The 21,086-nt window shown below is 35.1% G+C and carries 19 protein-coding genes and 1 pseudogene; 16 read left to right on the forward strand and 4 right to left on the reverse strand.

All coding sequences use genetic code 11. The annotated features are described in order from the left end of the window. Positions 1-397 precede the first annotated feature (397 nt). The 11 genes from hutP (at position 398) to aspA (ending at position 14,219) form a co-directional block, all read left to right on the forward strand. Entirely contained in the window at positions 398-862 is a 465-nt protein-coding gene (hutP, locus tag OK414_RS08945; RefSeq protein WP_028408945.1) for a hut operon transcriptional regulator HutP, read from the forward strand. 310 nt (positions 863-1,172) lie between these two features. Further along, positions 1,173-2,684 (forward strand): histidine ammonia-lyase, encoded by a 1,512-nt coding sequence (gene hutH, locus OK414_RS08950; RefSeq protein WP_047934127.1) that lies wholly within the window; start codon positions 1,173-1,175, stop codon positions 2,682-2,684. A 217-nt stretch (positions 2,685-2,901) separates the two neighbouring features. Further along, positions 2,902-4,560, forward strand: a complete 1,659-nt coding sequence (gene hutU / locus OK414_RS08955) for a urocanate hydratase (protein WP_205662630.1) — start codon at positions 2,902-2,904, stop codon at positions 4,558-4,560. Positions 4,561-4,579: 19 nt separating this feature from the next. Then, positions 4,580-5,875 carry an imidazolonepropionase gene (gene hutI / locus OK414_RS08960; protein ID WP_205662631.1) on the forward strand — a complete coding sequence of 432 codons (1,296 nt, stop codon included), beginning with the start codon at positions 4,580-4,582 and terminating at the stop codon, positions 5,873-5,875. Further along, on the forward strand, positions 5,850-6,833 hold the full coding sequence (locus OK414_RS08965; protein ID WP_205662632.1) for an agmatinase family protein: 984 nt from the start codon (positions 5,850-5,852) through the stop codon (positions 6,831-6,833). Before hutI ends, OK414_RS08965 begins: the two co-directional genes overlap by 26 nt. 109 nt (positions 6,834-6,942) lie before the next feature. After that, entirely contained in the window at positions 6,943-8,274 is a 1,332-nt protein-coding gene (locus tag OK414_RS08970) for an MFS transporter (protein ID WP_205663033.1), read from the forward strand. A gap of 750 nt (positions 8,275-9,024) precedes the next feature. Then, complete coding sequence (locus tag OK414_RS08975; RefSeq protein ID WP_205662633.1) at positions 9,025-9,504, forward strand: site-2 protease family protein; 480 nt, start codon at positions 9,025-9,027, stop codon at positions 9,502-9,504. Between the two features lie 384 nt (positions 9,505-9,888). Further along, complete coding sequence (locus OK414_RS08980; protein WP_016763729.1) at positions 9,889-10,161, forward strand: GlsB/YeaQ/YmgE family stress response membrane protein; 273 nt, start codon at positions 9,889-9,891, stop codon at positions 10,159-10,161. Positions 10,162-10,194: 33 nt separating this feature from the next. Further along, positions 10,195-10,320, forward strand: coding sequence for a hypothetical protein (locus OK414_RS08985; protein WP_255219823.1), 126 nt, complete (start codon positions 10,195-10,197; stop codon positions 10,318-10,320). 1,149 nt (positions 10,321-11,469) lie between these two features. After that, entirely contained in the window at positions 11,470-12,741 is a 1,272-nt protein-coding gene (locus OK414_RS08990; RefSeq protein ID WP_205662634.1) for a cation:dicarboxylate symporter family transporter, read from the forward strand. Between the two features lie 35 nt (positions 12,742-12,776). Next, complete coding sequence (gene aspA / locus OK414_RS08995) at positions 12,777-14,219, forward strand: aspartate ammonia-lyase (RefSeq protein ID WP_128820942.1); 1,443 nt, start codon at positions 12,777-12,779, stop codon at positions 14,217-14,219. A gap of 326 nt (positions 14,220-14,545) precedes the next feature. Here aspA and OK414_RS09000 read toward each other — a convergent pair whose 3' ends face one another. From OK414_RS09000 to OK414_RS09010, 3 genes and pseudogenes are all read right to left on the reverse strand, one after another. Beyond that, on the reverse strand, positions 14,546-14,836 hold the full coding sequence (locus OK414_RS09000; protein ID WP_047933685.1) for a spore coat protein: 291 nt from the start codon (positions 14,834-14,836) through the stop codon (positions 14,546-14,548). A 16-nt stretch (positions 14,837-14,852) separates the two neighbouring features. Next, positions 14,853-15,050 (reverse strand): hypothetical protein, encoded by a 198-nt coding sequence (locus OK414_RS09005; protein ID WP_013082684.1) that lies wholly within the window; start codon positions 15,048-15,050, stop codon positions 14,853-14,855. 95 nt (positions 15,051-15,145) lie between these two features. Further along, a pseudogene (locus tag OK414_RS09010) lies at positions 15,146-15,343 on the reverse strand (KGG domain-containing protein); the annotation flags it as partial. Positions 15,344-15,520: 177 nt separating this feature from the next. Here OK414_RS09010 and OK414_RS09015 point away from each other — a divergent pair. From OK414_RS09015 to OK414_RS09030, 4 genes are all read left to right on the forward strand, one after another. Continuing rightward, on the forward strand, positions 15,521-16,423 hold the full coding sequence (locus tag OK414_RS09015; RefSeq protein ID WP_047933684.1) for a YsnF/AvaK domain-containing protein: 903 nt from the start codon (positions 15,521-15,523) through the stop codon (positions 16,421-16,423). A 331-nt stretch (positions 16,424-16,754) separates the two neighbouring features. Continuing rightward, positions 16,755-17,591, forward strand: coding sequence for an STAS domain-containing protein (locus tag OK414_RS09020; RefSeq protein WP_171777399.1), 837 nt, complete (start codon positions 16,755-16,757; stop codon positions 17,589-17,591). A gap of 366 nt (positions 17,592-17,957) precedes the next feature. Then, positions 17,958-18,317 carry an SOS response-associated peptidase gene (locus tag OK414_RS09025; protein WP_257064447.1) on the forward strand — a complete coding sequence of 120 codons (360 nt, stop codon included), beginning with the start codon at positions 17,958-17,960 and terminating at the stop codon, positions 18,315-18,317. Between the two features lie 228 nt (positions 18,318-18,545). Beyond that, positions 18,546-18,788, forward strand: coding sequence for a hypothetical protein (locus OK414_RS09030; protein ID WP_016763737.1), 243 nt, complete (start codon positions 18,546-18,548; stop codon positions 18,786-18,788). 402 nt (positions 18,789-19,190) lie between these two features. Here the strand turns inward: OK414_RS09030 and OK414_RS09035 are convergent, their stop codons facing one another. Continuing rightward, a complete protein-coding gene (locus OK414_RS09035) occupies positions 19,191-19,502 on the reverse strand; it encodes a hypothetical protein (protein ID WP_016763738.1) in 312 nt (103 codons plus the stop codon). A gap of 326 nt (positions 19,503-19,828) precedes the next feature. Between OK414_RS09035 and OK414_RS09040 the strand changes: the two genes are divergently transcribed. Beyond that, entirely contained in the window at positions 19,829-20,920 is a 1,092-nt protein-coding gene (locus tag OK414_RS09040; RefSeq protein WP_171777398.1) for a YsnF/AvaK domain-containing protein, read from the forward strand. Positions 20,921-21,086: the final 166 nt, after the last annotated feature.

The following is a 21,086-nucleotide window of genomic DNA, read 5'->3' on the forward strand; positions in this document are numbered from 1 at the left end:
ATTTCCTTTTTGCCAAGTTCCATTCTATAAACTAATAACTAAATTGGAGTCTTGTCTTATTTACTTAACTACGCCTAAATAAACTTATATAAGTAATATTTTTAAGTCTGATAGGTATCTGATCTACTCTCTTGGAGAAAACCCTATTCTAAAAAATAACATCATACCTGATTTTTATATTTCCATCTTTTTGTTAAGATCCTCCATTAACTAAAATTTAATTCATCCACTAAAGGCTATATTATCTAGAATTTTCAGAATTATATTTAGTATATCTACCGAATAAATAGTTGTCAACGCAGAAATGTATGCGCTACCAAAAGGTGGGTTGACATCTAATATACTCTTCAGTATATACTAATCTAGTAGTAAGGGAAGCACAAAGGGGGAACATCTTATGAGCAATCAGGTCAAACAAAAGAATAATTTTTCAATGGGTAAGTTAACTTCTTTATTGGTTCTCTTGCATAATACTGAACTGGTGAAAGAAGTTGAACAAGAACTGGACTCAAGGGGTTATAACTATACAGTTGGAAAAGTTGGGGCTATGGAGCTATCAAAAGTAGTTGCTGCTGTTGAAACAAGTGCTAAAAATAACCATATTATAAATGCTAATTCGTATAGGGAAGTCCATGCTCTTTATCATGCCATATTGGAGGCAATTCAGGGAGTAAGTAGGGGGACTTTACAGTTAGGCGATATTTTACGTACAGTTGGTTTAACTTTTTCAATTGTCAGAGGAAATATTGACTCCTCTGGTTATGGGGGAGAATGGATTAGTGTATGTGTCTATGGAACTATAGGGGCTCCAAAAAAAGGGTTTGAACATGATGCATTAGGTTTTGGGTTTAACCATATCTAAAAAAATCTATTCAAAGCAATTTAAATAAATAATTTTAAATTTTTCAAAAAACAATTGACAAATTATTCAGATAAAGAGATACTAGTTTCAGACACATTAGTTGCTTTAAGCTTTAGACCTTAAAGTATAGATTCATTTAGCATTGTTAGTTATGTTTGTTTTAGATATTTAAAATTGTATTTAAAGCCCATAGTTTATTCAGTTTAGTTTATAGGGGGCTATATCAAAAAAGATTTGTTTCTTTTTTGATATAGCCCCTTTTTATGTTCAAAAACAATAAGACTTTTTAATTTAAGAAGGAGTGATTAGAATGTTTGTTCAAATAGACGGTAACTCATTAACGTATGAACAAATTCATCAAGTTATTTATGAAGGTTATTCTGTTAAAATTAGTGATCACGCTCTAGAAAATATCAAAAAAAGTAGAGCTTTAGTGGAGGATAGTATTACCAATAACAAGGTAATTTACGGTGTAAACACAGGGTTTGGGAAATTCAGTGACACAGTTATTTCAAAGCATGATTTAGCTGACTTACAAATCAATTTAATTCGAAGCCATGCTTGTGGGCTTGGGGAGCCATTTCCTATAGAAGTAAGCCAGGTTATGTTACTTCTAAGAGCTAATGCATTAGCGAAAGGCTATTCAGGAATTCGTCTAGAAACACTGCAGTTATTAATAGATTGTTTAAATCAAAATATCGTTCCAGTTATTCCTAGTCAAGGATCGCTAGGAGCAAGTGGTGATCTAGCTCCTCTATCGCACTTAGCCCTATTATTAGTTGGAGAAGGAGAAGCCATTTTTAATGGTGAAAAAATGTCAGGTGCAGAAGCATTGAAATTAGCAGGTCTTCAACCAATCAAATTGCAAGCTAAGGAAGGGCTTGCTTTAATCAATGGAACCCAAGCTATGACTGCTGTAGGTGTGGTTGCTTACATGGAGGCTCAAAAGTTAGCTGATCTTTCAGATGGAATTGCTTCCCTGACATTAGAAGGTTTACAAGGAATTGTTGACGCTTTCACACCAGAATCTCATTCTGTAAGACCTTACCCTGAACAGAAACAAGTGGCTGAACGGATTCTTTCTTACCTTGACGGTAGTCAACTAACCACTACTCAGGGACAAATTCGAGTTCAAGATGCCTATTCATTACGATGTATCCCACAAGTCCATGGTGCTATTCAACAAGTTTTAAATTATGTAAAAGAGAAACTATCGATTGAGATAAACTCAGCAACAGATAATCCACTAATCTTCTCGGACAGTGGAAATGTTATTTCCGGTGGAAACTTTCATGGACAACCTATTGCTTTTGCGATGGACTTTCTTGGAATTGCAATGTCTGAAGTAGGAAATATTTCTGAAAGACGTATCGAACGATTGGTGAATCCCCAACTAAGTGATTTACCGGCATTTTTAAGTCCTGACCCTGGTCTTCAATCAGGCTTAATGATTACTCAATATGCTGCTGCTTCATTAGTTTCGGAAAATAAGACATTAGCTCATCCTTCTAGTGTAGACTCTATTCCATCTTCTGCTAATCAAGAAGATCATGTGAGTATGGGAACAACTGCTGCTCGCCATGCTTATCAAATTATTCAAAATAGTAGAAGGGTTCTTGCCATCGAAGCTATCTGTGCTGCTCAGGCTGCTGATATTAGAGGTGTAAGTAAGTTAGCTCCAGAAACAACGAAACTTTATTCAAGAATTAGAAAATCTGTTCCAACAATTACGAAAGATCGAATCTTCTCACGTGATATTGAAAAATTGGCTGCTGATTTAAAAGGGGTTGTAAAAGAAGTTAATTACGAAATGGTACGTTAATGAACGTGTAAAGTCGTTTTTATTATAAAACTCTAGCATAGACTTATTAAAATATTAGGGTATCAACCTTTCTTTTTCTCAATTATAAAGATTTATGAGATTTCCTGCGTAAAGTAAACCCGTATGAAATATGGCCAGATTATAAGTAATTATCTATAAGAATAAATTTTTAAAAAACGTTTAAAATTATTTAAATTTATTTACAGGGGGAAGAAATATGACTACTGAACAAAAGATAATTAAGGCACCTCATGGAAAAGAATTAAATACAAAAGGTTGGGTACAAGAGGCTGTTCTTCGTATGTTAATGAACAATTTAGATCCAGAAGTGGCAGAACATCCGGAGAAATTAGTTGTATATGGGGGAATAGGGAAGGCAGCTCGAAATTGGGATGCATTCGATCGTATCGTAGCCACTTTGAAAGATCTAGAAGAGGATGAAACACTATTAGTACAGTCTGGAAAACCAGTAGCTGTTTTTAAAACTCATAAAGATGCACCACGTGTACTTTTAGCTAACTCCAATATTGTTCCGGCCTTTGCAAATTGGGAAAAATTCCATGAACTCGATAAAAAAGGATTAATGATGTATGGGCAAATGACAGCCGGTAGCTGGATTTATATTGGAAGTCAAGGAATTGTACAAGGTACATATGAAACATTTGCTGAATGTGCAAAACAACATTTTAATGGTAGTCTCGAAGGTACCATTACCGTAACAGCTGGATTAGGAGGCATGGGAGGCGCTCAGCCATTAGCAGTTACAATGGCAGGGGGCGTAGTCATTGGAATTGATGTTGACCGAACACGTATTGAAAAACGAATTGAAACACGCTATTGTGACGTTGTGTTAGAAAGCCTAGATGATGCGATTGCTTTAGCACAAGAAGCAAAGGACTCAGGAAAAGCGCTCTCGATTGGTTTGGTTGGAAACGCAGCTGAAGTGCTTCCTCAAATGATTAAACGTGGATTTATTCCAGATATTGTAACGGATCAGACATCTGCGCATGATCCATTAAATGGATATCTTCCAGTAGGCTTTACCTTAGAGCAAGGAGAAGTATTACGTACTGAAAATCCTGAAGAATATGTAAGGAAATCTAAGGCGAGTATGGCTGTTCATGTTCAGGCTATGTTAGATATGCAGAAAGAAGGAGCCATTGCTTTCGACTACGGAAATAATATTCGTCAAGTAGCGTTAGATGAAGGCGTAAAAGACGCGTTCAACTTTCCAGGTTTTGTACCTGCTTATATCCGTCCTCAATTCTGTGAAGGAAAAGGACCTTTCCGTTGGGTAGCTTTATCAGGTGATCCAGAAGATATTTATAAAACAGACGAAGTTATTTTACGTGAATTCTCATATAATACCCATCTTTGTAACTGGATTAAAATGGCGAGAGAAAAAATTGAATTTCAAGGATTACCGGCACGTATCTGTTGGTTAGGATATGGAGAACGTGCACGATTTGGAAAAATTATTAATGAAATGGTTGCATCTGGAGAACTTTCAGCACCTATTGTTATTGGTAGAGATCATTTAGACGCGGGATCTGTTGCTTCACCAAACCGTGAAACAGAAGCGATGAGAGACGGCAGTGATGCTGTAGCAGATTGGCCTATTTTAAATGCACTAGTTAATACAGCCGCAGGGGCAAGTTGGGTATCTGTTCACCATGGTGGTGGCGTAGGCATGGGATATTCTCTTCACGCAGGTATGGTCGTAGTAGCAGATGGTACGGAAGATGCAGCTAAACGTCTTGAACGCGTATTAACAACAGATCCTGGTATGGGCGTAGTTCGTCATTTAGATGCAGGCTATGAATTAGCCATTCAAACTGCCAAAGAAAAGGGCATGAACATTCCAACATTAGACTAAAAGAAAAGGAGTGAGCATTATGTCATGTATTACGTATATTAAATGTGCCTCACAACTGATTACAGTTAGAGGCGGAACTAAAGAACCAAAACGCGCTCAAGATATGTCCGATATCGGTATTATCGAACATGGCAGTGTTGTAGTAGAAAATGGATTGATTACATTTGTTGGATCAGATGTTGAAGCAGAACGCTATGTTCATACTTTGAATGGACATATAAATACGATTGATGCTTCAGGAAAGATTGTTACTCCAGGTCTAATTGATGCTCATACTCACATTGTGTTTGGGGGCAGTCGTGAAAAAGAACTAGAGATGCGATTAAACGGAGCTAAATATATTGATATCCTAAAAGCAGGCGGAGGAATTCTCCAAACAACAACAAGTACAAGAGAAGCTACAGAAGAACAACTGATCCAAGAAACCTCTAAACGCCTGAATCGTTTTCTACAATATGGAGTTACGACGGTTGAAGCGAAAAGTGGATATGGTTTGACACTGGAAGATGAATTGAAACAGCTACGAGCAGCAAAAAAGCTAAACGAAAAACACCCTGTTGATTTAGTTTCTACCTTCATGGGAGCGCATGCTGTTCCAGTTGAATATAAAGAAAACCCAGACGAATTTGTTCGTTTAGTGATAGAGGAAATGATTCCAAGAGTTGCAGAAGAAAATTTAGCTGAGTTTTGCGATGTTTTTTGTGAAGAAGGAGTTTTTACAGTTGAACAGTCGGAGCAAATTCTTGAGGCAGGAAAAGTCTACGGATTAAAGCCAAAAATACATGCAGATGAAATTGTTCAATTTGGCGGTGCAGAACTTGCAGCAAAAGTAGGGGCTGTTTCAGCCGACCATTTATTACAGGTATCTGATGAAGGTATTAAACAAATGGCTAAAAGTGGTGTTATTGCAGTCTTGTTGCCAGGTACAGCGTTCTTTTTAATGGAGAAGCCTGCGAATGCAAGAAAGATGATTGAAGCTGGAGTTCCGGTTGCCCTTTCAACTGATCGTAACCCAGGGTCATCACCTACTGAATCATTACCTTTTATTATGAATCTAGCTTGTCTTACGATGAAGATGACGCCAGCCGAAGTCCTAACAGCATGTACAATTAATGCAGCTCATGCCATTGGAAGAGCTGATGAAGTTGGGAGTATCGAAGTAGGAAAGAAAGGGGACCTTGTTTTATTTGATGCACCAAATTATCAAACGTTGCAATATAACTATGCAGTAAACCTTGTAGATACTGTGATTAAAGAAGGACAAGTGATTGTAGAAGGTGGGGTTTTACGTGACGTACCCGTACCCACAACTTAATCGTCCCTCTTTTCATTGGGGAAGACAGCGTTCAACTGAACCTAAGGTAAGTGATTGGATCGAGACTTTTGAAGGGCAAGATGAAATAGATTTTCAAGCTGTAGATGTAACCATTTTGGGAGTCCCTCTTTCGAGATCTTCTATTAGTGCCTCAGGAGCAAGTGAAACACCCCTTGCTATGAGACAACTATGGAAATCGTTTAATCCGTATCATATTGAATATGATACGGATTTGACCTCCTTATCGGTTTTAGATTTAGGCGATGTCAAACAGCATGTAACAGATATTTCACTTTCTCATCAGTATATTAAAGAAGCAATGATTTCAATGAGGAAATATCACCCCCATACCCTCCCTATCATGTTAGGGGGAGATCATTCGATTACGGCTATGTTAGTAAAAGGCTGGAAAGCATCACATCCAGAACAACGTATAGGAATTCTTCAATTCGATACACATTTTGATTTACGCAGTTTAGAAGATAACGGACCATCAAATGGAACACCCATTCGAAACTTGATTGAGAGTGGTACAATTGAAGGCAAAAACGTTTGGAATATTGGCTTGCATGGGTTTTATAACTCTAAATCTCTCAAAGAGTATGCAGATACCCACAAGGTTAATTATGTGACCTTACTTCAAGCTAGAAAAACAGGAATCTCTAATACAGTTGAAAAAGCCTTAGACGATTTAGCTAAGAAAGTGGATGCCATTTATCTTACAGTAGATATGGATGTTCTTGATATCGCTTATGCCCCTGGTGTACCAGCAGGAACTACAGGAGGAATGAGAACGGATGAATTGTTCGAAGCGATATATATTGCTGGTTCACACCCATTAGTCCAAGCGATGGATATTGTATGTTTAGATCCCTTACGTGATAAATCAGGAATGACTATTAAAGCAGGAGTTCATGTATTCTTAAATTTTTTAACAGGCTTTGCAAATAGAACATAAAATATTAATTTCCTTATCCTTTTGAAAATAACAAATCTCTAGTGATTTGTTATGAAGCTTTCTTTCTCAGGAAGAAAAGTGAAAAAATGAGAGAGGAGAGAAGTAATTGATGAAACACAATTATCGCTACTTTATTATTTTTATGATTGTTATTATAACAATCATAAACTACATAGATAGAGGAGCACTTTCATACGCTCAAGCTGAAATTATTCAAGAATTCAACTTAAATCCAGTAAGTTGGGGGGCAATTTTGGGGTATTTTGGCTATGGTTATATTTTTGGTGCACTATTTGGAGGAGCGTTGGCAGATAAGAAAGGTCCTAAGTTTATGTGGATTCTTGCTGGCACCACATGGTCTATATTTGAAATTGGGACAATATTTGCTGGTTACTTAGGTGCAACGTTCTTTGGGGGTTCTGCATTAGCTGGTTTTGCGGTATTTCGTGTTTTGTTTGGTCTGGCTGAAGGACCTACTTTATCTACAATGAACCGAACGATGGCAAATTGGGTATCTCCAAAAGAAAAAGGTTTTTCCGTAGCACTTGGCTTAGTTGGAACTCCAATTGGAGCATTGGTCACGGCACCTATTGTAGTGGGTCTTCTCACATTCACTAATTGGAAGATAACATTTATTATTCTTGGCCTATTAGGTTTTATTTGGGTATTAATATGGAGAAAAATATTTACAAATTTACCTGAAGATCATCCGAGAGTTTCAAAAATTGAACTTCAAAAAATTCGAAGCACAGATAATTTAATAAAAGGTGAATTACAATTAGATAATACAAATCCCCAAAATGTTCCTTGGTATTATTTTTTTAAAAACCCTACATTAGTAATGAACGCTATTGGGTACTTTGCATTTTTGTATGTCAATATCCTATTACTAACTTGGACTCCAAAATATCTGCAAGATGAATTTAATTATTCTTTAGCATCTCTTTCATATATAGGTATGATTCCATGGGTAGGTGCTATTGTTACAGGATTAATAGGAGGGAAAATTTCGGATAAATTACGTGAGAAAACAGGAACTTTGCGTATAGCTAGATCCTGGTTCACAGTAGTCTGCTTATTTTTTACAGCTATTTGTTTTATGCTAATCCCAACGGTTGGAAGCGCGGCCTCAGTGCTTTTATTAATGTGTATAGGTAATGCCTTTAATTACCTACCCAATTCGATCTATTGGACAGTTGTTCTTGATACAGAGCCCAATAAAGCAGGAACTTTTGGGGGAGTAACTCATTTTATTGCAAACCTGGCTACTATTATTGCGCCTACGCTAACAGGAAGTCTTGTTGCGGCACATGGGTATAATGCTATGTTTACTGCTGCTGCCATTGCCGTAATAATTGGAATGGTATCTATGATATTTGTGAAACCAGGACAACGAAGTCATATATCGGATATGCATAATGAGGAAAACATTATATTGTAAGAACTATTATTCTTCTATAGGATAAAAAGTTTTTAAAGGAAAAAGATGGTTAATATAAGAATTCAAAAAGATAAAAATAATTATAATCATGCTAAAGAGCACTCCTGTTTTTTGAGTACAGAGGTGCTCTTCTACAATAAAATTTGTATGACAACCTTTCAATTAATATGTTATAATTACTAGTAGACCTAACCTTTCTTATACTTTTGCAAAGTATAACTCAAAATCAAAAAAAGTCACCTCACTCTCCAATGCCAATAGAACGAGGTGCTTTTTATTTTATAGTATCGTTTAATCTTCCTCCGAAATCTTAATTAAAATAGTGATAGCTACTGTTGTCAGAAATATAACCCCTAAATTATCAATAGATTTGTACTCATATCTCCCATCTACCCTTCTACTCTAATCCTTATAATTTCATTGTAACAAAGGAAATAAGTGAATAGAAAAAAATGAAAGCGTTTTATTTAAGTGTTTTATCATATTAAAATACTTAAATTTTTTAAACCAGATTAACGTATGTAATTTTTTTCTTGAGTAGAGCCAAGCTACCTTTTTCTATTTGGAGGTAGCTCTTTTTATTATAAAGAAGGTCGGGTTTAATTATTTAGTTAACCTAATAGAAACCATAAAAACAAAACATAGAAACGCACCGTTCTCTTATATAGCCCTCATAAGAATACCGGTTTTGATAGACGGAAATGTGGAATATCAAATGTAAGACTATTTTAGCATGAAGGGGAGACAGGTATGTTTGGATGGAGTGATATGCCGAAATTATTATTTTCTTTTTTAATTGTCATTCCACTTGTGTCTGTTATTCACCAGCTGGGGCACTCACTTATGGCTATTATTTTAGGTGGAAGGATCGATTTTACCATTGGACAAGGGAGAACGATTTTTAGGTGGAAAAAAATTAAAATAAAATCTATTTATTTTTTGCACTCCTTTTGTATTTACGAAAAATTAAAGTATGATAATCGGTTTACTCATGCTTGTGTTTATGCTGGAGGTACCATAGCTAATTTAGCGTCTATCCTTTTTGTATATGGTTTAATTATGTGGGGTGTTCTCTCAAAGAATCTCTTCTCTTACCAATTTGTTTATTTCTCTATTTATTATATTGTTTTCTCGCTCTTACCCTTTGAATATTCAGAAACGAGTTTAAGCGATGGGCGAGCTATCTATGATGCATTGAGATATGGAAAGATAACGTGTAATCCGGATTAACAAAGGAAAAGTAGCTAATTAAAACTGTACATTCACAACGTATATTAACGCGGCAACGATACTGAAATAGATACTGATTAGTAATCAAGTCGTAATTCTTTAGATACTATGATGCAGCTACTGCAGTAAACTTACCTGTCTACTCAAAAAATAACAAGGAGCTCTTACTGCAGTAGGTAAGGGGTAGATGGTTATATAGGAGGTGCTGGTTTTTTATATGCTGAGGGCTGTCTTAATCGTTTATCTTTTTCATGAAACAGTCGAGAAATGAGAGGGTGTCCTTTTATATACGAGAAAAGCTCTAATCAGGAAAAAAATAACAAGATTAATGAGTTCTAGTGAGGGGTAAAGTTAACTAAACAATTTAGAAGGAGGGAAATATTAATGGAGATTCTATGGATGCTAATTGTAGGTGGAATTATTGGGTGGCTCGCCGGTTTAATTACAGGACGCGACGTTCCTGGAGGTATTATTGGTAATATTATCGCTGGCTTTATTGGTTCTTGGTTAGGCGGCCTTATCTTAGGAAGTTGGGGGCCAGTCATTGGCGGTTTTGCAATCATCCCAGCAATTATTGGATCAATCATTTTAGTATTAATTGTAAGCTTTCTTTTAAGAAAGATGGGTCAAAAAAAGAATCATAGTCATCATGTATAAAAATTGAAAAAACTTAAATTGGAGTGACTAAAAATGAGAGAAGAAAATAATTCTATGCTATATGATTTTGTTGAAGGTAATCAATTTGAACTAGATTCTTATCTTACTTATTTATTCGATCAAATTAATAATGATAGCGAAATTCTGTCAGAAGATTAATGAGATTACAGATATTTTATTATAAAGAAACAGACAAAAAAATAATAAATCAAAATATAGTATAAGCGACCTTATTAACTTTGTTTACGGTATATAGGGTCGCTTATTATTATGGAAAATATTTAAAAATAAAGTGCAGATATGCTTCTTTACTGCAGTAGGTCAGGAGTAAACGGATCTAGAATATGCGCGATTAGGGATTAGCTTCCTCACTTAAACTGAAGTATCTATTACTCAACCTTATTGAACATAAACGAAAGGTTAATATTTAAGTAACAGTTCTTCGTTATTAAAATATCATTCACTTCTATGAGACCTATCTAAATAAAATGTACGCGAAATGAATAATAATTTTCTTGATTTATCTGTTACATATAAATATAATGTAACTGAAGTACGCAAAAAGAGAACATGAAATTAAAAATATACTTTTCGTTATCCTCATTTTTTTGATTCCATTCATTACCTATATACAAGAAAAGTATGTTTATTATAATGAGATTACAGTATGAAGAGATTAAAGGAGATAGCCCAACTTAATGCTATAGTTTCGTTAATTAAGTTACACCTGGAATAAATCCTAAATTCCTTTAGCTTTCGGAGAAGATATGTGTAGTTATTACGATTGAGATTTTTTGAAAGCGATATCATTTCGTTCGAAGAAAAACACTTTAAGAGACTTAATTATTTTAACAAATTATAGAGATATCTAGGGTTATTGCTACCTTATCTCTAGACACTAGGTAAAGAAGAAGATATTTCTTTATCTGAAATGAAGGAATAATAGATTAGGATATTTTGTCTAACATTCATATAAATATAGAAGTGACTGTTACTACATTTATATGAATGTTAGACAATAAACAGGATTTCAAAAAGGTTAAAAGGATAATAGAAAATCTCTTTATGAACGATACTATATGCTCAGGTATATAAGGTGATCAGAAAAAGTGTATTTTTACAATGAAGGTTTTGAAAACGCTTTACTGAAGGGGGGAGTTAATTTCAAATCATATGATTACCAGTTATTTTAAAGATTATTCACACATTGGACTTATTTTTAATTATTGTCTTTTTTATAGACGCTAGCCTAAGCATAGGCTCTCTTTAAGTGTTTTAATGAACCAGAAATTGAAAGGGGTTACAACTATGAAGAAATTGGGATTAGCTACACAAATATTTATTGGACTTGCGTTCGGGATTGCTATAGGCGCTATTTTTTATGGAAATAATACAGTGATGGCGATTCTTCAACCTTTAGGGGATATTTTTCTTCACCTAATTAAAATGATTGTTATTCCTATCGTTGTATCTGCACTAATCGTATCTATAGCTGGTGTAGGTGATATTAAAAAGTTAGGAAGACTAGGTGGAAAAACCATTCTTTATTTTGAAATTGTTACTACAATTGCATTAGCAGTGGGCTTATTAGCCGCAAATTTATTCCATCCAGGTAGTGGTATAGAGATGGGGAACCTAGAGAAAGGTGATATATCCAAATATGAAGAAACATCTAAAACAACTGAGAGTGCAGGTGTAGCAGCTCAAATCGTTCATATTATCCCAACCAATATATTCCAATCTCTGACTGAAGGAAATTTATTAGCGATTATCTTTTTCTCAGTCTTATTTGGCCTAGGAGTTGCAGCAATTGGAGAAAAAGGCAAACCAGTTTTAAACTTTTTTGAAGGCGTACTGGAATCCATGTTTTGGATGACAAACTTAGTTATGAAATTTGCCCCATTTGGCGTATTTGCTTTAATTGGTTTGAATGTGGCGAAGTTTGGAATCGGCTCATTAATTCCTTTAGGAAAGTTAGTACTTGTTATATATCTGACCATGATTTTCTTTGTTTTTGTAGTATTAGGTATTATTGCAAAAATGGCTGGAACGAATGTTTTAGTCCTTATAAAAATCTTAAAAGATGAGTTAATTTTAGCGTTTACAACTGCAAGCTCTGAAGCAGTATTGCCAAGGTTAATGACTAAAATGGAGAACTTTGGTTGTCCAAAAGCTGTCACATCATTTGTTATTCCGACAGGGTATACGTTTAACCTTGATGGATCATCCATTTACCAAGCCATTGCTGCCCTTTTCATCGCACAAATGTATGGCATTCATTTATCTTTCATAGAACAAATTACACTCTTACTTGTGTTGATGTTGACTTCTAAGGGAATGGCAGGTGTTGCAGGAGCATCATTTGTTGTTGTATTAACAACACTGGGATCAATGGGATTACCTCTAGAAGGCATGGCATTCATTGCTGGTATTGATCGTATTTTAGATATGCTTCGTACATCTGTCAACGTAGTAGGTAACGCATTAGCTGCTATTGTGATGTCTAAGTGGGAAGGCGGATTCGATAAAGAAAAAGCAAAGCATTATACAGAGTCTATTAGAAAATCGGACGTAGCATAAAAAATTTCTTTTTATGTAAAGAAGGAGACAATGTTATGGCAAATATAGAAATACCAAAAAAACAAAATGTAAGAATTGAAAAAGATTTCTTAGGAACAAAAGAAGTTCCTACTTATGCTTATTATGGGATTCAAACTTTACGCGCAGTTGAAAACTTCCCAATAACAGGATATCAGATTCACCCAGAGCTTATTAAAGCATTAGGAATCGTTAAAAAGGCTGCTGCTCTTGCTAACATGGAAACAAAAAGGTTATATGATGGGTTGGGTAATGCAATTATTGAAGCAGCAGACGAGGTTATTGAAGGGAAAAGAAACAATCAATTTATTGTTGATCCAATACAGGGTGGTGCGGGGACCTCAATGAATATGAATGCAAATGAGGTTATTGCAAATAGAGCTTTAGAGTTACTTGGTCACAAGAAAGGTTCTTATTCCGATTTAAGCCCTAATAGTCATGTAAACATGTCACAATCAACAAACGACGTATTCCCAACTGCTATCCATATTGCAACGCTTAATCTGTTAAATAAGTTACTGAAAACAATGAATTATATGCACAGTGTATTTCAGAAAAAGGCAGAACAATTTGATTCTATTATAAAGATGGGACGTACTCACCTACAGGATGCGGTTCCAATCCGTCTTGGTCAAGAATTTGAATCATATAGTCGTGTTCTTGAGCGCGATATGAAACGTATTAAGCAATCTTATGGACATTTATATGAGGTTAATATGGGAGCAACTGCAGTTGGGACGGGTTTAAATGCAGATCCACGTTATATCGAAAATGTTGTAAGATATCTAGCAAATATCAGTGGTTTACCACTTAAGAAGGCCAATCATCTTGTAGACGCGACTCAAAATACAGATGCTTATACAGAAGTCTCTGCTAGCTTAAAAGTTTGCATGATTAATATGTCTAAAATTGCGAATGATATCCGATTAATGGCATCTGGTCCTCGTGCTGGATTAGCTGAACTTATATTACCAGCTCGTCAACCTGGTTCATCTATTATGCCTGGAAAGGTCAATCCTGTCATGCCTGAAATGATTAATCAAGTAGCTTTTCAAGTTATAGGTAATGATCATACAATTTGCCTGGCATCGGAAGCAGGTCAACTTGAACTAAATGTGATGGAGCCTGTTCTTGTGTTTAACTTGCTTCAGTCAATCAGTATTATGAATAACGCATTTCACGTCTTCACAGAACATTGTCTAAGAGGCATTGAAGCAAACGAGGGACGTTTAAAAGAGTATGTAGAAAAAAGTGTAGGGATTATTACAGCCGTAAATCCACATATCGGATATGAAGTAGCGGCTCGAATTGCTAGAGAGGCTATTTTAAATGGAAAGTCGGTACGAGAACTATGTTTGCAATATGACGTATTGACTGAGGAGGAGCTGGAATTAATTTTAAATCCCTATGAAATGACGAACCCAGGTATATCTGGTAGCTCTCTTTTTTACAGAAATTAACTTTTAAAAGCGTACTCCATATTAAGTTTACAGTATAAGCCACCTACTTTCGATATCCCTAGGTGGCTTATTTTCTATATACACATCAAGAGATTACGGATTATATGGTGTCAAAGGGGTACTATCACCCTCAAAATATGCAAGAACAGCTAAAGATAGACTTGCAAGCAACTGATACAGCCTTACATCTTCCTCAACAATAATAATGAGACATATTCATTAGCAAAAAAGCTATCCACTTTATATAGTGGATAGCTTTTTTGCTTTTACCCTTATGATTCGGCTCGAACTCTCTTGTAAAGAGACGTTCCAAACCTACCTACCATTTAACCTTTTGCTAAATCTAATGCTTTATCTGCCTTTTTCAAATCGTGATTTACTTGTTCTTCAACATCGTAGGCATGATACATTTCATTATCAATCATGTATTGAGCGATTTTTTCATGAAGATCGATCGCTTCATCTAATTGTTTTTTTAATACTTTGCGCACTTCTGGTGTTGCCGTTTCTGTAAGCGCTACCGCATACGTTCGTACACCATTTTTCGCTGATAATAATAAATCTGTTGCGATAGCAAGATCATCTAATGTTTTGTTAAGCGTACTTTTAGTAGCCATTCCTCGACCCCTCCTGTTATTGAGCTTTCTTTAAAATTTTTTGTAATTCATCAATTGCCTTAGTAGACGTTTCCACGTCTTCTTCAAGAATCTTTTTTAATTTTTCATCCTCTACCAGCTCCAACATCGCTGTACCTTTCGTTACACATGATGTTTTAAGCGTTAAGATTTCATGGACTTCTAGCGTCTCATGCATAGCTAATTTTTTTGTCATGTCTCAATTCCTCCATGTCATCGTATTTTTTGAAGACCCTATGCGTATAAATCAGTACCTAGCTAAGCTATTTTGTAGAGATTTTAATTGTTAGAATTTTTATTGCTAGCTTTTCCGCCTTTTTCACCAATTTCTCGAAAAAACTCTTTGCTTTGGTTCTTAGATGTAGCCTTTCCACCCTTTTCTCCAATCTCCTGGAAAAACTCCTTATCATGATTTTTAGATGTAGTTTCTCCACCTTTTCGTCCAGCTTCTTCTCTACTCATTTTTTCATTTTCCTTATTCTTTTCCATGTTTGTTTCCTCCTTATGATTTTTTTGACTTGTGAGTTATATTCCCAGCTCACTTCCATTTAAACAAGGATTGGCTAATTTTTTGAATGTTTTAGAAAAAGAACCTGGGGTATTACAAATAGCATAAATGAATCCATTTATATAAACCATTTTCTATATTAGGAGGAGGAACTACTCATGACAAAAAATGTAATAGGTACGTATGATAATGAAGAAGCTATTATCACAGCTATTCAAAACTTAAAAACACAAGGATTTCAGGAGAAGGATCTTTCTCTGGTAACCAGCAAAGATATCGATAAAGAGGAATATTTGGAAGTAGAGAGCAAAGAAGGAATTGACGTAAAGAAGATTGAAACCACAGAACAAACTCATCATGATGAGTCAATTATGGATAAAATTAAACATATGTTTTCACCAAATCATCATCAAGAGACTCATAAAGATAAAGCAAAAGTAGAAAAGCGTTTAATTAACTTAGGTGTCCCTCTTACAGAAGCAGGACCTTATGCAGATGATCTACAAAAAGGAAAAGTATTATTGTTAGTAAGAGCTAATAGAGAGACAAAAACAAATTCTTTCTTAGGAAATAGAGAGAATTCTGCTTTTGCGAAAGGTGACTCTGTTTATGATAAATCATTATATGGAGAACATCGTGAGCATGAAAGAAATGTTCCTGAAAATGCAGAAGAACATATTGAGCTAAAAGAAGAACAATTAAACGTAGATAAAGAACGAGTCCAAACAGGAGAAGTTCAAGTCGATAAGGACGTTCTTCAAAAAGAAGAAACAGTTAATATCCCTGTCGAGCATGATGAAGTTTACGTAGAACGTCGTCCTGTATCTGATAAAAGAACCAATACGCAGATTAGAGAAGATGAAGAGACAGTTCGTATTCCCCTTGAAGAAGAGAAAGTGACCGTATCAAAAGAGCCTGTGGTAACAGAAGAAGTAGTTGTAGGTAAACGACGAAAAGAAAAAAATGAAAAGATATCGGAAACTTTAAAGAAGGAAGAAGTAAATATTAAAAATCAAGAGAGTCCTTTGACATCAAATAATAACGAAACGTTCAATAAATAGGAGAAGAATAAAATTCAGGTTTTTGAGCAGACTAAGATAATAGGAACCTAAATCCCTTATATTCCCTTAAATGTTTGTTTTTTAGAAAAGCTACTCAGATGAGTAGCTCTTTTTTTAGAATCAAAGCCAATATTAAGTAGCTTACTTAACCTCATTTTATTTTTTAACTCAAATAATTCATCGATAAAAATAAAGAGGTACCCCAGAAACGCTTTATTGGATGAATGCACCATATCTTAAAGTGAGTATCAATGTTTTGAATAGTAGTTAGGTTTTCTATACTCAATAAAAGGGAAAGGTAAAGTTATCTATCACCAAAGGGGAAAACACTATGGATAAAATGACTCAAGAATTACATGATTTTTTATTACAACATGTGAATGAAATGGCTCAAGAGTGGTTAGATTCTCGAGAGATAGAAGAGAATTCTGTTTATACAGCTGATGCTTCTTTAGAGGTAACTGAATACCTTCGAGAACAAAATCACTATTTTACCCGTACGATAGTAAAGGTCCTAAAGGATGGATCTTTTAAAAATCTTAGTGGTTGGGCCCAAGAGATTGCAACCAAACGAGCTCGCTTAGGGAATCCTCTGTATCAAAGTATCCAGCATTTTAAAAAATTCCGTTTCATTTTTCTTAAAAGGGTTGAAGTATTTGTAGATCTCCATCAGTCTAGTATTACGCAAAGAGATATTCTTTTATGGAATAGAACTTTAAACGAAGCATTTGATCGGATGATTGAACTTTTTACCATGTATTATGGGCAAGTAGCAGAGGCGCAAATATATGCTCAAAAAATGCTAATTTCGGAACTTAGTACACCAGTTATCAGTATTTCAGATACAGTTGGTGTCCTTCCCATAATTGGTCAGATTGATGACTATAAGAGCAATAACTTTGTAGAAAAAATTATGGTGCAGGCAAAAGACCTTGAATTGTCTTGCCTAATAATTGATTTATCAGGCGTACCTTCCATTGATACAATGATGACGAATGAATTGTTTCAAGTGGTAACCATGTTAGAATTGCTAGGAATCGATACAACGATCACAGGTATCCGTCCAGAGATCGCTTTAACAGCCGTTCAATTGGGTATAGACTTCAGTAAAATAAGAACCTATGGAAAACTAAAGGACGCAGTAAGTGACCTTTTGCATATAAGGTAAAGGAATTATAGTAGCAGGAAGACTACCAATGGAAGGTAGTCTTCTTGTTGTTGGATAGAAAGCAGAATATTTGACATATCACAGCCCAACTAACTTTTGAAAGACCTTCGTGTCAGTAATTAGTTATAAATGGCTATTCTGTCCGAGCATAAACAAAATTTGATTCATAAAGACTCAGCCTTGCCGTAGATAGGCTTGCGATTGAATGCGGTGGAAAACGGTATCATTCTTTAATAGGGAAAAAATCATATAATTGAAAGAAAGGTGCTTTTTTGAGGAAACGAGGATATAAAGTAATGCGCATCAGTGGTAGCAGCATTGTAAATTGTATACCTTAAGTTCTAAAGAGAGTTAAAAAAACATTAAATAAAAAAAGAAGGGAAAAATAAGCAGCCTTTTCGATTTGTTATGGAAGATGACCGGCCATTCGCATTTGCTGGACTTTGGGATGAATGGGATAAAAATGGTGATCCCCTTTATTCGTGTACAATTATAACCACAATCCCAAATGAAATCACGCAAGAAGTTCATAATAGAATGCCTGTAATTCTTGAAGAAAATGCATATGATGTATGGATGGACTCTAAGATGTATGATATAGAGTATCTTAAATCTCTGCTAATTCCTTTTCCTGCTCAAAAGATGAAATCATACCCTGTATCTACAATTGTTAATTCACCGAAAAATGATGTTGCGGAGTGTCTATTTCCGATTAACAGTTTATAAAGTAATACAGTCCAATTCTCAATGTTGCTAATATATAATTTCCGTACTTCTAGGGGGTTATTACATAAATCCGTGCAGATTGGTAGCAATAATATTGTAAATCGAATGCCTCAAGTTTTAAAAATAAGTCTTTGCAATAAATATAATCTCTCAGCCTGTACTACCTACAAATCTGTCACTGATTCATTTGTACAATTTACTAATATTAAGCTTTTAAGGAGAGAGAAAATGGGAACATTATTCAATCAAATACCCCGAAAACATTATTTTGATAATGATGCTGTTAAATTTCTTGATACAGTAAAAACTCTTGCAAGAGATCATGGTCTGACAGTTGAAGAGACCTGTCGTATTTTAGAATTATCTATGAAAATTGATGATTATGATCGCAAAGATGAGCAATTAGCAGGATTGGGACGATTAATAAAGGATTTGATTGATGAAATTTCTATGCTAAGAGAAAAGTTATAACAGGACAAATTAGAAAAAGGGTTAAAACACAGTCTAACCAAAAAAGAGAAGGTATTTACCCCTCCTTTTTCCGTATCATCTATGCTTAAATACTCTTCTTCATCCCGCATTCTCGACATTCACGTAAGAATACGCCATCCTTTACAGAAATTTTGAAGTAAGCTGAGTTGCAGTTATCGCAACGGCCACTAACTTTATCCGGAAATTCAGCATAGTCGTAAACTTTATCAAGGATGATTTTTTGCTACTCTTTCTCTTCTATATAGTAAGAAAGCAGTCTTTTAATAGTTAAAGGACTGCTTTTTTACTTCATTCTATAATGAAGCTAACTCTTTCTTCTTCGTTCCCATGTGAAAAATAATTTCAAATCTGTATAGCAGAAAGGAATTTGTAGAAAAGCTGTTAGGATTTATTTCCTTTAAATATGATCTTTCTTTTCTCCTGTTTAATCCGTTTTAACCGTAGTTCTATCTTTTTATCTAACGCTCTATACAGTATTTCGCTAGTTGCACATATCAAAAATAAGATTAGAGTAATAATTGCAGCCTTTGGTACATGAAAATAGAAACAAAGTACAACTACAAGCAGGGACATAGCGTAAATGGAGTTGGTTACCCATCTTCTACTTCTATGAGCTTCTAGGTTTCTCTCAAGTAATTCTTTTTGCCCTTCTTCTTTTTTTGTATCTTTTAAATGATGGTATGTAGAATTCATCGCTTTTTCTCCTCCATGAAAACTAATTGTAAATTATCTTTGTATTAAATATCCTATATGTTTCAATTAAGGAAAAATATGAGGTTTTTCCTTTTTCATATTATATACGAACGAATGTTCTTTTTCAATAAAAACTCTAAAGTTTTCCCGAATATGGATATTGCCTCTACTTCATCTTTCTACATTTTATGATTTAGGTGTCATTTACATAGTCATCCGTATTAAGTTTTAAATAGAAGCCCACTGGGTACATGATATACACAATAAGGATGGAATTAAATGTGAAAAGAAGTTTTCGTTTAATTAAAATTTAAGGAGATGGGAAAATGGAAGCGAGAAAACGAGTTGTAGGGACTTTTCATTCGGAGCAAGAAGCAATACATGCAATTAAGGGGTTAAAAAGTCAGGGATATCGTGAAACAGATATATTGGTAGTAGCAAAGGATAGAAGTAAAACTCTACAGTTAGGAGCCGAGACGAATGTAATGATAGAAGCTGGAACGTCAGCTGTAAGTTCGTTGGCAGGTGTGATGATGGATAGCTTTCTTACCATAATGACAGGTGGAATGGCTACTACTACCCAAGCTGGTGGCCTAACTTCAAAACTTATTAGAATGGGCATTCAAAACTTTACTGCAAAACAGTGTGAAATGGATGTAAAAGAAGGGAAAATCCTTATCCTAATTGATGTGGATGAAACTCAAACAATTCCTTCATATACTACGGTTAGGGAGTTGCCATACGAGACAGAGGGGCATAGGTCAGTGCTACTTCGTGAAGAGCAACTTAATGTAAGGAAAGAGCGAGTTCAGACTGGGGAAATACAACTTCGTAAGGGAATTGTAGAAGAACTACGAACTATCAAGGTTCCAGTTATGCGTGAGGAAATCTACGTAGAACGTCGCCCGGTCATAGACTGTCAGTATGATGGTAGCCCATTGACAGAGAACGAGATCATTCGTATTCCTATTATGGAGGAGCGAATTGAAGTAACCAAGAGGCCTGTAGTTGTGGAAGAAGTCATCATTGGTAAGCGTAAAATTCAAGAGATTAAAGAGATGAAAGATACTGTTCTAAAGGAAGAAGCAAAAATTGAACAGTCAGAACTTCCCGCAATTCCTGAACTTGCTGACTCTGAAATCTATCAAAACATGGATAATTACGTAGACCAAAGTTACCAAGAAGTTGCTGCCGCAATTGCCTCTGATGCTCCAAAAGAGGAAAAAGTTAAACTTTCACCCAACAAGAAACAAGAAGCTCAACTTAAAGTGACAACTTCTCCTGTTATCAAAGAGATTGAAGAGGTTACAGCCTCAGTAAACAATCAGAAACCAGAAAGTCATGTTGAAGATGCGGATATTACTACTTCTGAAAAAGGGAAGAATAATGAGAAATCAACAAACAAGCAAAAGAAATAAGTATATCTCCTCTATGGTTTATAGCAGAGAGAATAATTAGGGATATTTAAGGAAGGGCTGCCTAGCTGTATTGGCAGCTTTTTTTATTTTTCTTTAAATTAACATAAGTAATGTTTTTAAAATCAAAAAGAATTAAAATAACTCATTAAAATGAGCATAAACAGGT

Source organism: Priestia sp. JV24 (assembly GCF_025910025.1).
Taxonomy (GTDB): Bacteria; Bacillota; Bacilli; order Bacillales; family Bacillaceae_H; genus Priestia; species Priestia megaterium.

Excerpts from the sequence above, each read along its gene's own strand:
- hutP (WP_028408945.1), top strand. The coding sequence starts at position 398 with ATGAGCAATCAGGTCAAACAAAAGAATAATTTTTCAATGGGTAAGTTA.
- hutH (WP_047934127.1), top strand. The coding sequence starts at position 1,173 with ATGTTTGTTCAAATAGACGGTAACTCATTAACGTATGAACAAATTCAT.
- hutU (WP_205662630.1), top strand. The coding sequence starts at position 2,902 with ATGACTACTGAACAAAAGATAATTAAGGCACCTCATGGAAAAGAATTA.
- hutI (WP_205662631.1), top strand. The coding sequence starts at position 4,580 with ATGTCATGTATTACGTATATTAAATGTGCCTCACAACTGATTACAGTT.
- OK414_RS08970 (WP_205663033.1), top strand. The coding sequence starts at position 6,943 with ATGAAACACAATTATCGCTACTTTATTATTTTTATGATTGTTATTATA.
- OK414_RS08975 (WP_205662633.1), top strand. The coding sequence starts at position 9,025 with ATGTTTGGATGGAGTGATATGCCGAAATTATTATTTTCTTTTTTAATT.
- OK414_RS08980 (WP_016763729.1), top strand. The coding sequence starts at position 9,889 with ATGGAGATTCTATGGATGCTAATTGTAGGTGGAATTATTGGGTGGCTC.
- OK414_RS08985 (WP_255219823.1), top strand. The coding sequence starts at position 10,195 with ATGAGAGAAGAAAATAATTCTATGCTATATGATTTTGTTGAAGGTAAT.
- OK414_RS08990 (WP_205662634.1), top strand. The coding sequence starts at position 11,470 with ATGAAGAAATTGGGATTAGCTACACAAATATTTATTGGACTTGCGTTC.
- aspA (WP_128820942.1), top strand. The coding sequence starts at position 12,777 with ATGGCAAATATAGAAATACCAAAAAAACAAAATGTAAGAATTGAAAAA.
- OK414_RS09000 (WP_047933685.1), bottom strand. The coding sequence starts at position 14,836 with ATGGCTACTAAAAGTACGCTTAACAAAACATTAGATGATCTTGCTATC.
- OK414_RS09005 (WP_013082684.1), bottom strand. The coding sequence starts at position 15,050 with ATGACAAAAAAATTAGCTATGCATGAGACGCTAGAAGTCCATGAAATC.
- OK414_RS09015 (WP_047933684.1), top strand. The coding sequence starts at position 15,521 with ATGACAAAAAATGTAATAGGTACGTATGATAATGAAGAAGCTATTATC.
- OK414_RS09020 (WP_171777399.1), top strand. The coding sequence starts at position 16,755 with ATGGATAAAATGACTCAAGAATTACATGATTTTTTATTACAACATGTG.
- OK414_RS09030 (WP_016763737.1), top strand. The coding sequence starts at position 18,546 with ATGGGAACATTATTCAATCAAATACCCCGAAAACATTATTTTGATAAT.
- OK414_RS09035 (WP_016763738.1), bottom strand. The coding sequence starts at position 19,502 with ATGAATTCTACATACCATCATTTAAAAGATACAAAAAAAGAAGAAGGG.
- OK414_RS09040 (WP_171777398.1), top strand. The coding sequence starts at position 19,829 with ATGGAAGCGAGAAAACGAGTTGTAGGGACTTTTCATTCGGAGCAAGAA.